At 56.4% G+C, this 13,047-nt stretch carries 11 protein-coding genes and 1 pseudogene; 5 read left to right on the top strand and 7 right to left on the bottom strand.

The window, feature by feature from the left end; all coding sequences use genetic code 11:
• Together CVV76_RS09045 and CVV76_RS09040 are read left to right on the top strand one after the other, a co-directional pair.
• On the top strand, positions 1–957 hold a 957-nt coding region (locus CVV76_RS09045), incomplete at its 5' end, for an AAA family ATPase (protein ID WP_146010278.1).
• Between the two features lie 136 nt (positions 958–1,093).
• The gene (locus tag CVV76_RS09040) at positions 1,094–1,642 is read left to right on the top strand and encodes a metallophosphoesterase (RefSeq protein WP_102224309.1); all 549 of its coding nucleotides are present in this window, start codon (positions 1,094–1,096) and stop codon (positions 1,640–1,642) included.
• 511 nt (positions 1,643–2,153) lie between these two features.
• On the opposite strand, the gene tnpB is transcribed toward CVV76_RS09040, so the two are convergent.
• On the bottom strand, positions 2,154–2,399 hold the full coding sequence (tnpB, locus tag CVV76_RS09035; RefSeq protein ID WP_102224308.1) for an IS66 family insertion sequence element accessory protein TnpB: 246 nt from the start codon (positions 2,397–2,399) through the stop codon (positions 2,154–2,156).
• Positions 2,396–2,806 carry an IS66-like element accessory protein TnpA gene (gene tnpA / locus CVV76_RS09030; protein WP_269844487.1) on the bottom strand — a complete coding sequence of 137 codons (411 nt, stop codon included), beginning with the start codon at positions 2,804–2,806 and terminating at the stop codon, positions 2,396–2,398. The genes tnpB and tnpA overlap by 4 nt, the downstream gene beginning before the upstream one ends.
• 21 nt (positions 2,807–2,827) lie before the next feature.
• On the opposite strand from tnpA, the gene CVV76_RS09025 reads away from it, so the two are divergent.
• The 3 genes from CVV76_RS09025 to CVV76_RS09015 are packed head-to-tail and all read left to right on the top strand — an operon-like array spanning position 2,828 to position 5,609.
• The gene (locus CVV76_RS09025; RefSeq protein ID WP_102224306.1) at positions 2,828–3,409 is read left to right on the top strand and encodes a very short patch repair endonuclease; all 582 of its coding nucleotides are present in this window, start codon (positions 2,828–2,830) and stop codon (positions 3,407–3,409) included.
• Positions 3,406–4,419 (top strand): DNA cytosine methyltransferase, encoded by a 1,014-nt coding sequence (locus CVV76_RS09020; RefSeq protein ID WP_102224305.1) that lies wholly within the window; start codon positions 3,406–3,408, stop codon positions 4,417–4,419. The genes CVV76_RS09025 and CVV76_RS09020 overlap by 4 nt, the downstream gene beginning before the upstream one ends.
• A gap of 14 nt (positions 4,420–4,433) precedes the next feature.
• Positions 4,434–5,609: a restriction endonuclease gene (locus tag CVV76_RS09015; RefSeq protein WP_102224304.1), complete on the top strand. Its 1,176-nt coding sequence runs from the start codon at positions 4,434–4,436 to the stop codon at positions 5,607–5,609.
• A 182-nt stretch (positions 5,610–5,791) separates the two neighbouring features.
• Here the strand turns inward: CVV76_RS09015 and CVV76_RS24660 are convergent, their stop codons facing one another.
• The 5 genes and pseudogenes from CVV76_RS24660 to CVV76_RS24650 form a co-directional block, all read right to left on the bottom strand.
• Entirely contained in the window at positions 5,792–7,084 is a 1,293-nt protein-coding gene (locus CVV76_RS24660) for a hypothetical protein (protein WP_146010277.1), read from the bottom strand.
• Positions 7,085–7,107: 23 nt separating this feature from the next.
• Positions 7,108–9,213, bottom strand: a complete 2,106-nt coding sequence (locus tag CVV76_RS09010) for an ATP-binding protein (RefSeq protein ID WP_199178545.1) — start codon at positions 9,211–9,213, stop codon at positions 7,108–7,110.
• Positions 9,214–9,543: 330 nt separating this feature from the next.
• Positions 9,544–9,915: pseudogene (locus CVV76_RS09005) on the bottom strand (transposase); the annotation flags it as partial.
• 204 nt (positions 9,916–10,119) lie between these two features.
• The gene (locus tag CVV76_RS24655) at positions 10,120–10,602 is read right to left on the bottom strand and encodes a hypothetical protein (RefSeq protein WP_146010276.1); all 483 of its coding nucleotides are present in this window, start codon (positions 10,600–10,602) and stop codon (positions 10,120–10,122) included.
• The gene (locus tag CVV76_RS24650) at positions 10,595–13,036 is read right to left on the bottom strand and encodes a hypothetical protein (protein ID WP_146010275.1); all 2,442 of its coding nucleotides are present in this window, start codon (positions 13,034–13,036) and stop codon (positions 10,595–10,597) included. Before CVV76_RS24650 ends, CVV76_RS24655 begins: the two co-directional genes overlap by 8 nt.
• Positions 13,037–13,047: the final 11 nt, after the last annotated feature.

Below are 13,047 nucleotides of genomic sequence, written 5' to 3'. Positions count from 1 at the left end.
GCCGCCGTGAGCTACCGCGCTCACGCCCAGCGGTGCTATCCCTCCGACGCGGAGGCGGCCCGCATCCGTGCCAGAAGCAAGAAGCTCGCCCTGCGACGGGACGCAGCAACGGGTCTGCAGCATCTCAGGAGCGAAGAGCGCGAGCAACTCTCTGTCCTGAGGAACGGCGTGTCTCTCGTCCCGGTCGGCTCCGAGCATCGGGCCGACGAAATCGCTGCCGAGCTGCATGCCGCTATGCCATGGCTGGGGGCCGCCACCGAAGAGGTCTGGCATGCGCTGCGCCGCTCGGCCCAGGCGGATGATCCCGGCGCTCGAATCCCTCCCCTCCTGCTCGCAGGCCCTCCCGGGATCGGAAAGAGCATCTGGGCCCGCCGGCTCGGGGACCTGATCGGCGTGCCCTCGATCGCCATCGACGCCTCTGGCGAGACCGCCGGTTTCGCGGTTGCCGGCAGTCAGCGCGGCTGGGCGTCATCGCAACCCGGGCGCACTGTCGAGACGATCCGGCGAACACTCGTCGGCAATCCCGTCATCATCGTTGACGAGATCGAGAAAGCCGGGCGCGTAACCTCGGACAAGGGACATTCCCACAATATTGCCGATGCCCTGTTGCCGCTCCTGGAGCCTGCAACTGCGCGGCGCTGGAGTTGCCCCGCCTATCGCGTCACCTTCGATATGTCCTGGATCAGCTGGATCCTGATCTCGAACAGCACGGCCCCCCTGCCCGAGCCGCTTCTGAGCCGATGCCGGATCGTGCGGCTTGGATCACCCGGGCCGGAACACCTGATCCAGTTTGCGTGGCAGGAGGGCCGGCGCCGAGACCTTTCAGAACTCTCGATCGGGGCCATCGAGGAGAGCATCCGTCGTCTGATCTACGTCGAGGAGAAGATCAGCCTGAGGACGGTCATCCGGCAATTGGAACGCGCCGCCTTTCTCGAGGCGAAGCCGATGGTGCACTGACCCGGTTCTGCCCGGGCATCAAGCCTCCCCGGCGTTGGCCGCAGTTCATAGGTTTTGCGGCTGGCTGCCCCCGCCTTCGCATTCCCCGCACCGGAGCACTTCTCCCTCAAACGGCACGCAGCAAAAGGAGCGCGATTTGGCCAACTGGTATTCGGCCGATCTTCATTTCGGGCACACCCGTATCATCGACTTCTGCGGGCGCCCCTTCGGGTCGACCGCGGAGATGAATGCGGCGATGATCCGAAATTTCCGGACCTGCGTCGGCGATGATGACGAGCTCTGGATCCTGGGGGATTTCGCATTCGGCAAGGATGCTGCGCAGCTCAGCAGCTGGTTTCACCAGCTGCTGGGCCGCAAGCATCTGATCACCGGCAACCACGATGATGAGGCAGTCATCTCACTTCCCTGGGCCTGCGTCGCCGACCTCACCGAGATCCGCGATGGCGACCAGGCGCTGGTCCTATCCCACTACCCCATCATCACCTGGAATGGCGCGAGGCGCGGAGCGCTACAGCTCTTCGGTCATGTCCACGATCGATGGAAAGGTTCACGCAATTCCATCAACGTCGGTGTCGATCAATGGGACTTCCGACCCGTGCAGATCAGCGACATCGCCCGGCGTGCGCGGAAACTGCCGATCAACAAGCATTGGAAAGATGTCGAGCAAGGGAGTGAGCTCGACTAGCCGCGACGACAACTGAGGATGTAGGGCGAAGGTCCAGACGCTCACCACCCTGAGCCCAAGAGCGCCCGCCCTGCAGATCAAGACCCGGCCCGGGGTCATCGAACTGGTCGACAGGCTCCTCGACGACCACATCTATTCCGAGATCGCCGAACTTCTAAACCAGCAGGAACTTCGCCCAGGCGAGGCCTCCCGCCGCGGCCATCATGACGCCCAATTCACTTCCAAGCGGGTGGCCTACATCGTTCAGCAATACAAGTTGCGCTCACGCTATGACCGCCTGCGTGCCCGCGGCATGCTGACCAAGCAGGAAGCGGCTGCCCGTCTCAATATCCACGAGACCACCATCAACAGCTGGGCCAGACACGGCCTCATAACCCGCCATGCCTACAACGGGCACTATGGTCTCTACGAACTCCCCGATTCAAACTTGCCGCAAAAGCATTCCAGCCGGTGGGACCGCCTCACTGATCGGGCGGATGAACGCCTGCAGGAGGCGGTTCCGCCAAAACCATCACCTGAGGAGGAAAGAGGTGTAGTATGAACCCAGATCGTTGTAAGCCATCACCAAGCCGGTGCCGTCCCAGTAGAGCAGCTTCAACCGATCCGCCCGCTTCGCCCGGAACACGAAGACCGTCCCGGCAAACGGCTCCTTGCGCAGTTCATTCTTCACCAGCGCCGCCAGCCCGTCATGCCCCTTGCGGAAGTCCACCGGTCTGGTGGCGACCAGGATCCGCACCCGGTTCGATGGGAGGATCATGCCGGCGCTGCCAGCGCACGCACGATCGCGGCAATCCGTTCCGCCGAGGCCCCAGCCTCGAGCCGGATCGTCACCGCTCCCATGATGATCTCGGCAGTTCCGGATGCGGGGGCCGCCTTCTCGGGGGCCGGTGGCGCGACGACCATCGCGGCAAACTCGATCTCATCGTCCAGCGCGGGCAGCACCAGCTTGCCCTGACGCGCCAACGTCCGCCACGACGACACATGGTTCGCCTGAATACCATGTGTTCGCGCCACCGCTGCAACGCTCGCCCCGGGCCGCAACGTCTCCGCCATGATACGAGCCTTCACCTCATCCGGCCACTTCCGGTTCCGCCGGCGGTCTCCACCAACCGTGAGAACCTCCAATCTGATCGATGATACTGATTGAGCAAATACATCCTCCACTAAACAGGCTAATGTGCTCTCATGAGAGCACAACGTGTCGGCGCTAAACTGGATGAGGCGCCACTTCCGTCCGAGCCTTCTGCTTGTCCCTCGATAGAAGCGGGCTCATCAACACGGCTGCACCGCGGTGATTTTATGAGCCCGGAGACACGCAGCGCGGTCATGCGCCGTATACGCGGCAGCAATACCGGGCCGGAGAGGGCTGTCCAAGCTATGCTTGAAGCCCTGGACCTGGATTTCGAAACCCACGTGCGATCGCTCCCGGGGAGGCCGGATTTTGTGCTGTGGCAGCACTCGCTGTGTATCTTCGTCGACGGTGACTTCTGGCATGGATGGCGCTTCGACGAGTGGCGAATGAAGCTGTCGGAAAAGTGGGAGGCGAAGATCGCTGAGACAATGCGTCGGGATGATCGTAACCGGCGCCTTCTGCGTCAGGCCGGGTGGCAGGTGCTTCGCATTTGGGAGCATCGGATCAACGAAAGCCCCTATCGCTGTCGACGCAGTATCCTTTTGCGTGTTGGGAGAGGCTTGCCGTTTGGTGCTGAGCCTGGCAACATCGCAGTCGAGGAAGCGCAGAAGTCGAAAGGTCTTAAGAATTCGTGAATAAAATAAGAGGATTAGACCTGTTTTGCGGGGGTGGGGGAAGTAGCCTAGGCGCACGCGCAGCGGGTGTGGAAATGGTGGGAGCTGTCGATGCGTGGGACATCGCGACCGAAACTTATAAGGACAATTTTCCGCAGGCGGAGGTGATCACAACCCGTCTTGATGACAATAGCGGTGCCGACATTTTCACTGAGGTCGACTCGGTGGACTTACTTATCGCCTCGCCGGAATGTACGCATCACTCCATCGCCCGTGGCGCCAAGCCTAGAGACGAGGCCAGCCGCAGATCCGGTTGGTATGTCATGCCTTTTGTTCGGGCATACAAACCGCGGTGGATTGTGCTTGAGAACGTCTCGGGGATGAAACGCTGGGCTGGTTACAAGGAATTGCTTAGCGAGCTTGGTGAGCACTATCATCTGCGGATTCAGATGCTGGACGCGACGAATTTTGGTGTTCCCCAAACGCGAAAGCGCCTCTTCATTCTCGGTGACCGTCTTCGCAAGCCGGACAAGGTCCTTGGCAGGAAGCAGTTTCCCGAAGCTACGACCATTCTCGACAATCCATCTTCGTGGAAAGCACGCCCGCTGTCGGACGGTCATCTTTCCGACAACACAATTGCGCGAATAAATCGCGGCATGATGGAACTGGGGGAGCGCACGGATTTCCTGGTCGTCTATTATGGCTCCGACCGCGCGGGTGGATGGCAGCCGCTCGATCGGCCCATAAGGACCCTCACGACGTTGGACCGGTTTGGCTTGGTTCGCTGGGTGAACGGCGTGGCAACATTTCGGATGTTGCAGGTTTCGGAACTTCGCCGTGCGATGGGTTATCCTGAAGTTGCAATGCTGGAACGCGGATCGCGTCGCGATCGTGTGAAGCTTCTTGGAAACGGCGTCTGTCCACCGGTCATGAAAGCCGTGGTGGAGTCATTGACCTGCGAGGCCGGGACAAAGCAGACTGCCCCAGCGAGAGCGCTGCGCGCCGGCAGCCAAGCGCCGATCGCAGTCTAAACAGGGGGCTGCTGATGCGCATCTTTGGCTCGGACGACATTGCATCAGCAGACCTTCTGATCGACGCAGTTTATCAGGGAGGCCGTGCCGGCAATGCGGGGGACGACCCGCTGCCTCGACTCGTTGGTGTCAGCACCGGGGGAGGTTTCCGGTACAGAGGTAGGATCGATCGTCTGGAACTGGTTGTTCTTACTTCGAACACGCGTGACCCCGACTGGCCCGACACTCTCGACCGGGAAAGCGGCGTCTACACCTACTATGGCGACAACAAGGTTCCAGGCCGAGAACTTCACGCCACTCCGCGTTTCGGCAATGCGTTGCTTCAGCGCATATTCGAGGATGCAAATAGCGGCGAGGAAGGTCGTCGAAAAGTTCCCCCAGTTCTGGTGTTCACATCTGCCGGTGAGGGACGCGACGTGATCTTCCTTGGCTTGGCTGTGCCGGGCGTCACGGGACAACGTCCAGGAGAGGATCTCGTCGCGATCTGGCGCATGAGGGATGAGAGCCGCTTTCAGAACTACAGGGCACACTTCACCATTCTGCGAACTGAGAGTGTGCCACGCGCCTGGATCAATAGCGTCGTAGCTGGCAAGGCTGACGCCTCCTTGGCCCCGTCGGTTTGGAACACTTGGGTTCAAACCGGCCGTGTGACACCTCTGCTGGCTCCACGAACGATCCAGTACCGCCGACGGGGAGAACAGCTTCCTGACGACCGCGTCGGGAAGGAAATGATTGACGCCATTCGCGAATTTTTCGCCGAAGATCCACACGGCTTTGAACAGTGCGCAGCCGAACTGGCGAGGATGATGTTGCCGACTATCGCCAGTCTCGATCTCACTAGGCGGTCGCGGGATGGAGGCCGCGATGGGATTGGGCAAATGCGGATTGGCGCAGGCGCAAGCGCGATCCTTGTCGATTTCGCGCTGGAGGCGAAATGTTACGCTACCTCAAATGCTGTCGGGGTCCGGGAGATGTCGAGGTTAATTTCCCGTCTTCGCCATCGGCAGTTCGGAATCTTGGTTACGACCAGCTGCGTAGATGAGCAGGCATACAGAGAGATAAAAGAAGATGAGCATCCCATCCTGGTAATTGCTGCTGTAGATATTGTCCGCTTGCTCAAAGACACCGGCTACGGAACTTCTGCTGCAGTTAAATCTTGGCTCGTGCAGTCGTTCGCTTCCACTTATTAGGCGCCCAGAAGAAGATCTGCGCCCTTGCTGTTTCGTTCATGCTGGACGGGCATCCGCCTATTGTTTTTCGGGCTGCTCTAAGGTCTAACTGCCTCCGCTATGAGAGAGTGGAGGTTGGCCGAGAAACAAGTGTGGAGCGAACGTGACCTATGCTGCAGCGTACGCCAAAACATTTGGTTCGACTAAGGCTCTGTAATTCCCAATCGAGCAGAGTTTGTTCTTAAACCAAATACAAGTTTGTCGAGAAGCGCAGCTCGGATTCTGAAGCTCGGCTTGAGTTTCTCAGCCTCGCTATTAGGTAGGCCAATAACGAATCGGCCGAGTAGGTACATGTATGCTTTCGTGCCGTCCAAAAGAATGGTCTTGGTTACTTCCACACTGCCTTTGGGCTTGCCTCTTCTTGTCGTGCTGGCTGGTACAGTGAATGCTAGGCAAAATGGCAGAAGTCCCGGATGGTCCTGAGCTTCATCACACGCAGCATTTATCTGGACGAGGAACCACTTTGAGTGCTCTACGGCTTCACCGAATGCCTTCCAGGCAACACTACTTTTCGTAGAATTCTCGTCATCTTTCTCGTTGTAGCCAGAATCCATAAGGAGGTCGGATTTTTCAAACCCAAAAACACTCTTGAAATGGGTGTCCGCTATTAACTCATCTAGTGGACTGACTGTGCCACGTTTCTTGGCGGCGTAGGAGGTTGGAGCCTCAATGTGCAAAGCAGTATAGAGTGCTTCTGAAGCTGCGCCTGAGCTTCGATTCTGCACATCGACGGCTGCTTTCCAGATGCTTTCATCAATATCACGGGTTTCTATTTGATCCGCCAATAGTGGGACTAGTGCTTCTACCACACTATGTCCTGGAAAATTTGTACTGAAGGCTAATCCAGCTGCCCCAACAGCAAGCTTTCCGAGGGTTTGGCACAGGGCTTTGTCGGGCTGCCGGCGGCTTGCCGCTAAGCTGAGCGTCCAAAGGCTGTTTGTAGTCTGTGCGGCTGAAAGCGAAACAACTTGCTCCCAACTAAGCATTGCGGTCAGCCCAGGTTGATTTGAAACTATTCCCTGAATTTCTCCCGGAAGATCTGTGCCCCTAAGAGCTGAACCCGCAGAAACATCGATAAATTTGTTTTTATCGAGGCAAATGTATTGGAAGGGTTTCTGCCCTGGGGCTAGCTCAGCCAGATAGTCAGAAAGGCTTGCGACTTTATCTGGGAATTGTGACCATATGACAAGAAGATATGGTCCATGATCTTCGGTTAGTCCTGTGGCAAGCATACTAGCTATATTGCCACATTCGGCCTTTCCATCGGATGTAATTGTGTCCGCATTCAAATGAAGATCGCAAAATATGAGTCTTGCTCCGGCAAGGACGCTGGGACTCGGGTGGTCGCTGTTATACAAAAAGGACAGGGAGGCGGAGCCAAGAGACCCAAGCGCATCAGAAATCGCCCTCAAGTGATCCCGGTTGTCATCAATCAACACAATTCGAGCTGGCTGAAGTATCATTTTTCAGGAAATACCATTGCAATTACTGCTCCGTCAAACTCTTCGGGTACGTCGACGTCTTCTCTCTCCGGAAAGATCATCTCTCCACCCGACAATTCCATCACGAGTCTAGCATAATATAAGCCAAGCCCCATACCATCAGGACGTCTCGTGAAAAATGGTTCTGCCAGAGTGTCCGGATCATCCTGAAAACCCGGGCCCGTGTCAGCAATTATTAGTGCTGGGCCGGCTTCAAAATCATCGCTTACACCAATGAAAATCTTCCTTGGGCTTTCCTCTTGGTCGGTCGGCTTCGATGGCCACCTTGCACGCAACCAGTAAAATGCATTATCGAGAAGATTCGTGACAGCCCCCACGAACAGACGACTGTTTACTCTTATTTTGAAGCCGTCCTGTTCGCCTTGAAGTAGTGGGCTCACCAATTGAACTCGGTGGCTTCTAAAGCGAATAAGTGAAGCTTGTCTCACCTTCCTTACGAGATCCGCAATATCTAGTTCAGATTTCTCCTCTCTTCTCAGAAGGCCAGATATTCCATACAGCAACTGCTCAAGCTCAGTGGCCTGAATCACGATGTCGTCTACGGATGCTCCGGATTTTGCGCGTCGCAGAAGTGCTGTCACACCGTGCTGAATCTCATGAAATACAGTTGCTAAGCCGAGGCCAGATAGGCCTGCCTGTAGCATGGTTTCACGAAGCTCATTATAGTTTTTCTCAAGTCGATTGAGACTAGGCTCAATCTTCTCAAATATCTTTTCCCTTGTGGCGATTGTTCGGATTTCAGAAATTGGATCGCGAATTTTGTCTCCCTCAATCTGAACTGGTTTTCGCTCTGTCTTTCTTATGGCTTCCTTGTCTATGGAGCGCTCAGTTTCAAAGATATGAAACGCTCCAAGCACCACCTGCTTTAGCCTTTCAAAGGCTTCATTTTCAACAAAACCTTCGCGGTTTGTCTTGTCGCGCAGTGCGGTGCTGGCCAGTAGATCAATTGATATCGCGCCGATCACAATGTTGCGGCTGATGCGCATGGCGGGTTTCATGAAGCGCCTGTAGTCAAGTCCCAGCCAGTCGTCGTCCTCTTCGCCATAGTTGTAAACTCTGACGCCATCGCGATAAACGCGAACCCCCCCATTTTCATTCAAGAAATTCGAAACCAGTTGCTTTTCTGGTTGATTGTCCCAGAGTTCCTTTCCTCTGTCATACGCGTAGAATTCACCAGAAACTGGGCCTATCCCTTCCAGAATTTGTCTGTCGGCGACGTTCTTATCTGCGCCAGCTATGATAAGAGGCGCCTCAGGTTCCGATTCTTTTGAACGCCCAGCAATTCTCTTTGATATCGCTGCTGGTGGATTAAATTCATAACTCCAGGAAAATGCCTCGCCGTCAAATTCAAATTTGAAGTGCCATGGCGCCCTTTTTAGAATCTCTCCGGTGTCTGGAATGTCGGAGAACTCCTTGTCGCGGCCAGGAACCGAGAATTTTACATCAAACTCACCCGGTGCATCGAAGGGAGAGCAGATAGAGATGATGTCGCGTCTAAGCCTCCGAAGGTCGCCTCTGCTCCAAGTCTTGTCTCTGAGTCCGTCTATTTCAATAAGTGTTCCAGTTTTCGTACCGGTAAATTCTTGTGGTTCCCGGACATCAATCTCCGCCTTTGCTTCACTGAGGAACTCACTTTTCATAAGTTCGTCCCAGTTTATGTTCAGGGAGACCTCCTCTTCACCAGCTTTTCTAGTCACGAGCTTTATTCTGTTTCCTAGCTTGTGTGCGGCAAAGCGGCCTACCCCTTTTTCGCCTACAGGGGCGCGCCCTAAAGGCGTCCTGATGCCGGCTTCCTTTTGTTTTTCCTTGTGGTCATGTGCTGGTACAAACCAGATATCTCTAACTGTTTTGAGCGACATGCCAAAGCCATCATCACGGACGATTACCTTAGGCGATTTGGTCCCCAGACCTTCTATGCGTACCTCCACATTGCGTGCATCTGCATCATAAGAATTCTTTACGAGCTCAAATACAGCGAGTCGCGGACTCTTGATGAGCTGATCGCCCAGAAGCTGAAGGAGGCGCGCTCTAGGCCTGAATTCAAGTTTTACCCGTTCGGTCATCATCGGCCTCTATGAGAACTCAACCCTGGCAACGCATGGTTCACTTTGCACAAACTAATAGAGGGCATAAGTGCGCGAAATGCAATGTGCAGTGGGGTGCGAGCATGTTACAGAACTCTTCCTTCGTCGTGACCTGCCCCCCTTGGGTCCCTCGTTCATAACGAGGGTCTGCGGGTTTGTGCTCCGCTCCCCAAGGTTGGATCACCGGAAGCTGGAATTTCCCGGCTCTGATCACGATGGCGGGCTGGCTGCGCCATCGTGAGCAGCGCCGGAAACTCCAAGGTCCGGCGGTCCGAGCTTGGGGAGCGGAGCAGGTTGGAGCGGACTCTACTTCAAACTGGAGGAAGATACGGGTCTCACGTCAAGCCCGATGATCTTGTCGTCCATCCCGTCGATCCGGGTCTGGCCCTTCTTTACCAGCTCGGGCTCGAAGCTGCTGTCACGGTCGCGGGGCACCGCCACCGGCATCTCCCCGTCCTGCCCCTTCAGCACCTTGGTCGAGGCACCATTCCGGCGGTTGGTCTGACCGGGCGGGGCCTCCTTGCCTTCCTCGTAGCCGAGGTGCGCTGTCAGCTCCGCACCCAGCATACGTTCCATGAGCTTGATCTTCAGTTCTTTCATCAGCCCGGTGTCACCGAACAGGTCCTCGGGGCGCTCCACGCCCTTCAGCAGTTCATCCAGAAGGTCCTTGGAGATCGTCATGCATGCTTCCTTTCGATGAAGCATGGACCGGATCTACTTTACACAAAAGACCTGACACTCTCGAACGCGTCGCCACGCACCGCTAGCGCTATTAGTTCGGACATACTCGCTCCATTCCTTCAGTGCGGAGTAAAATTCAGGGAATACTTGGCGTTTTCCCAAGAACGAAGGAGCAGTTGAACGCGATGGGCTGCACTTCCCATGCTAACCTTCATCCTCAGGAAACAAACTGATGACTGGCCCGCGAGGAGCAGATCTCTCCACTTTCCTTTGCAGCCGCTCATAGCGACCTCGATAATCCTGCACCCGCTTCTCTGCCTCCGACCGCATCTTGAAGTGATAAGCCGCATGATCACGTACAGATCGCAACTCAGCGCGCAGTTCAGCCACCTGAGCACGCAAATCCGCAATTACATCTTGCCTATTTCCTGGCTCGATCCCCGTTTCACCCGCTTCCAGTAGAACAAGGTTCCGCACTTTCTGATACTTGGAATCCTCAGCAGCGATCAGACCGCGAGCGCGCCCTGCCTCCCGCGCTACGGATGAAATACTGATTGGAACGCTTCCTCGTTTCTTCAACCATTCCTTGTGTTTTGGGTGCTGAGGCAAACCCGCCTTGAGGCGCTCGATCGCATCAAGGAAGTCCTGCTCAATGGTGTCGGGCGCTCGCCCGCGTTGCTTAGGCATCCAGCAGTTCCTTCACGCGCGCCTCCACCCGCATTTCCAGTTCAGACGGATCGGCACCCAGCTTCCGCGCCAGGGCCAGGGCTTGGCGCATTCGAAAGCTCGTCACCGCGGCAAACGGATCGGCTTGACCAACGTCGTCGCCTCGTACCTCAGCGAGAGCCAGCGGCACGGCATGATCGACATACCGCTCCTCCCAGTATGGCCGGTGCCACTTTGCGACAACGAAACTGGGACACCCAGCGCAAAGAGAGGGCACACGCGTGTCATAATTTGGCGTCAGATGATGAGACCAACGCGCAGCGTCTTCGGTGCCCCCCACCTGGTGGCAGGCCATTTCTGATGCACTTCTGGCACCACAGATGCCATAGGGTTCGTAGAAGAGACGGTCGAGACCTGCCTCTTCTACATAGGCGAAGGCCTCGTCGTACGCCGCCCCATGATCTTCATGCTCAATCCGTGGCCCCAATTCGCCTTTTATCATTCCTTCTAGTTCCTCGCCGAAGCGTCCCGCGAGAGGAGCGCCACCCCTCGCGGTTTCGAGAGCCATTAGCGCCGAATGCTGGTGACGAACATCGTCGCGCTCGCGCAGAAGCGCAGGATCGGACATAATATAGCCACCATCTGTCATCGCGATCGAGACGTGGTGAAAGTGCATCTGGAGAATGGGAAGCATTCTCCCATCAACCCGATAAGCAAAGTTGGCGAATAATTTTCGCAGTTGGTGAGTCTTAAAGTTGCGACCGTGAGATTCTCGGTATGGCACCAGTTCACGATCGAGAGTCGGGCGCGCGGCGTTATCAGGCAAATCGGTCAGGTCCACCCATTCTTCGATGAAATCACGAACGGTATCTCTCAGACGGTATGACATGGCTGATGAAAGGCCATCAGAACTCTTTGGCAACGCCACTGTATTGGTGAAATGGAGAAAAAGCGAATTCTCCTCCAGCATGGTGCGCCACGGCGCCATTAATCTCTCAACCACCAACATCGCAATCACCGCGGGAGGCAGTGCGTCGGAGCCCTTCAGTCGATAGCCTAGGGTCCACTCAACCGATCGCGGCGTCTCTTCCGTCTTCGACAATTTGCTCCGCAGAATGAAAACCTCGCCAAGGCCCGACGTGCTATCTCGCACCGTTACCGAGACGGGAAGACCGGTGGCCTCATCGACACCAGCCTCCATCGCCGCGATCTCCCCCAAGCGCATACCTGTGGTTGCCTGGATGACGAGATGCGCGGCGGACTGTATTGCCACCACTAACTGGCGAACACGATGCGACACCTTATTCGACTGAAGAAAAAGACCTTCTCTCGAAGCCTGCTCCTCCACGACTGATCGCCAGTCTGTATTGAAGAATAGCGCTCCAGCTTCGTCGGCGGCCGCTCCAGCTTCCAGAAGCAGCTTCTTGCTATCGACGTAAGGGCGGATTTTCGTGACTGACGGAATCGGACTTATTCCTGAACCTTCGCCCGACTGCCTATTCCCATCACGTGCGCGGGCGACAATGCTTTCGAGGCCCGCCTGAACCTGAGTTACATATCCTCGGTCCCATTTCGTCGGATCAAGGGGCCAGTGCCATGGCCTTCCGTTTACTTTCTGGAACTCAAATGCATGAATGAATGAGCGTTGCTCACGAAGTATCACTCTTTCCGATCTGCCGCTGTCCAAGACAGCCAAACAGCCGTGCGCGAGTTCAATGACATCTTCTGCTGGCGCTCCAAGCATGCGCAAACTCGTGTTCATGAGGGGTATTGCCACTTCGTCCGGCAGAGGTCGATATGCACCAGTCGCAACTTTCGCGATCTTCTGTGCAATGTCGTTTGCACTTCGCCGACCAAACGGAGGCATTGGCATGGGCTCGATGCCCGCGCGTTCGAGAACTGTCCGCTGCTGCCACAAGAACGAAATCGGCCGAAGTTTGCTATAAATTTCGGCTTGCGTCGGGTCAGCCCTACGTCCGTCCCCTGCGTCGTCCTCAGCCTGGCTTTCAAGTTCTCGCACGTAGCCAGCGACAGCCAACAGATCCAGCTCTTTCGGCAAAGAGATATGGTTGGCACATAGCCACCGGACGAAGTATCGAACGCCCGGCGACAGCGCACTCAAGCTAGCAGGTGACAAGGCACCTCTCCCGCCAGCAGGAGCAGCAACGAGCGACCAGATCAGCCTGCGCAGCCAATCGAGCGTGTCAGCGAATGCCACGTTAGTCAGCTTCTGGCCACCGGGGAGATCGATATCCCAACGAAACTTGCTGCGGCTGCCATCGGCGCCGGAAGAGGAATGATCCAAAACCCAAGTGGTGTCACCCCAGCGGCTTTGGGAGGAAACGCCCTCTACCGCAAGGTCTTCACGGCGCATCAAATGAAGAGGTCGGGCCGCGCTTTCCTCAATGATCTCGGAGGTCGATCGTAACTTCGTCTTGCGCTGGCTAGCGGGCACGGCCAAATCCT

This window comes from Acidimangrovimonas sediminis, assembly GCF_002871005.1.
GTDB classification, from domain to species: Bacteria; Pseudomonadota; Alphaproteobacteria; order Rhodobacterales; family Rhodobacteraceae; genus Acidimangrovimonas; species Acidimangrovimonas sediminis.
Note: the sequence above shows the minus strand (reverse complement) of the source record. Positions and strands in the feature narration are given on the sequence as shown.

Excerpts from the sequence above, each read along its gene's own strand:
- CVV76_RS09010 (WP_199178545.1), bottom strand. The coding sequence starts at position 9,213 with ATGACCGAACGGGTAAAACTTGAATTCAGGCCTAGAGCGCGCCTCCTT.
- CVV76_RS09015 (WP_102224304.1), top strand. The coding sequence starts at position 4,434 with ATGCGCATCTTTGGCTCGGACGACATTGCATCAGCAGACCTTCTGATC.
- tnpB (WP_102224308.1), bottom strand. The coding sequence starts at position 2,399 with ATGATCCTCCCATCGAACCGGGTGCGGATCCTGGTCGCCACCAGACCG.
- CVV76_RS24655 (WP_146010276.1), bottom strand. The coding sequence starts at position 10,602 with ATGCCTAAGCAACGCGGGCGAGCGCCCGACACCATTGAGCAGGACTTC.
- CVV76_RS09025 (WP_102224306.1), top strand. The coding sequence starts at position 2,828 with ATGAGAGCACAACGTGTCGGCGCTAAACTGGATGAGGCGCCACTTCCG.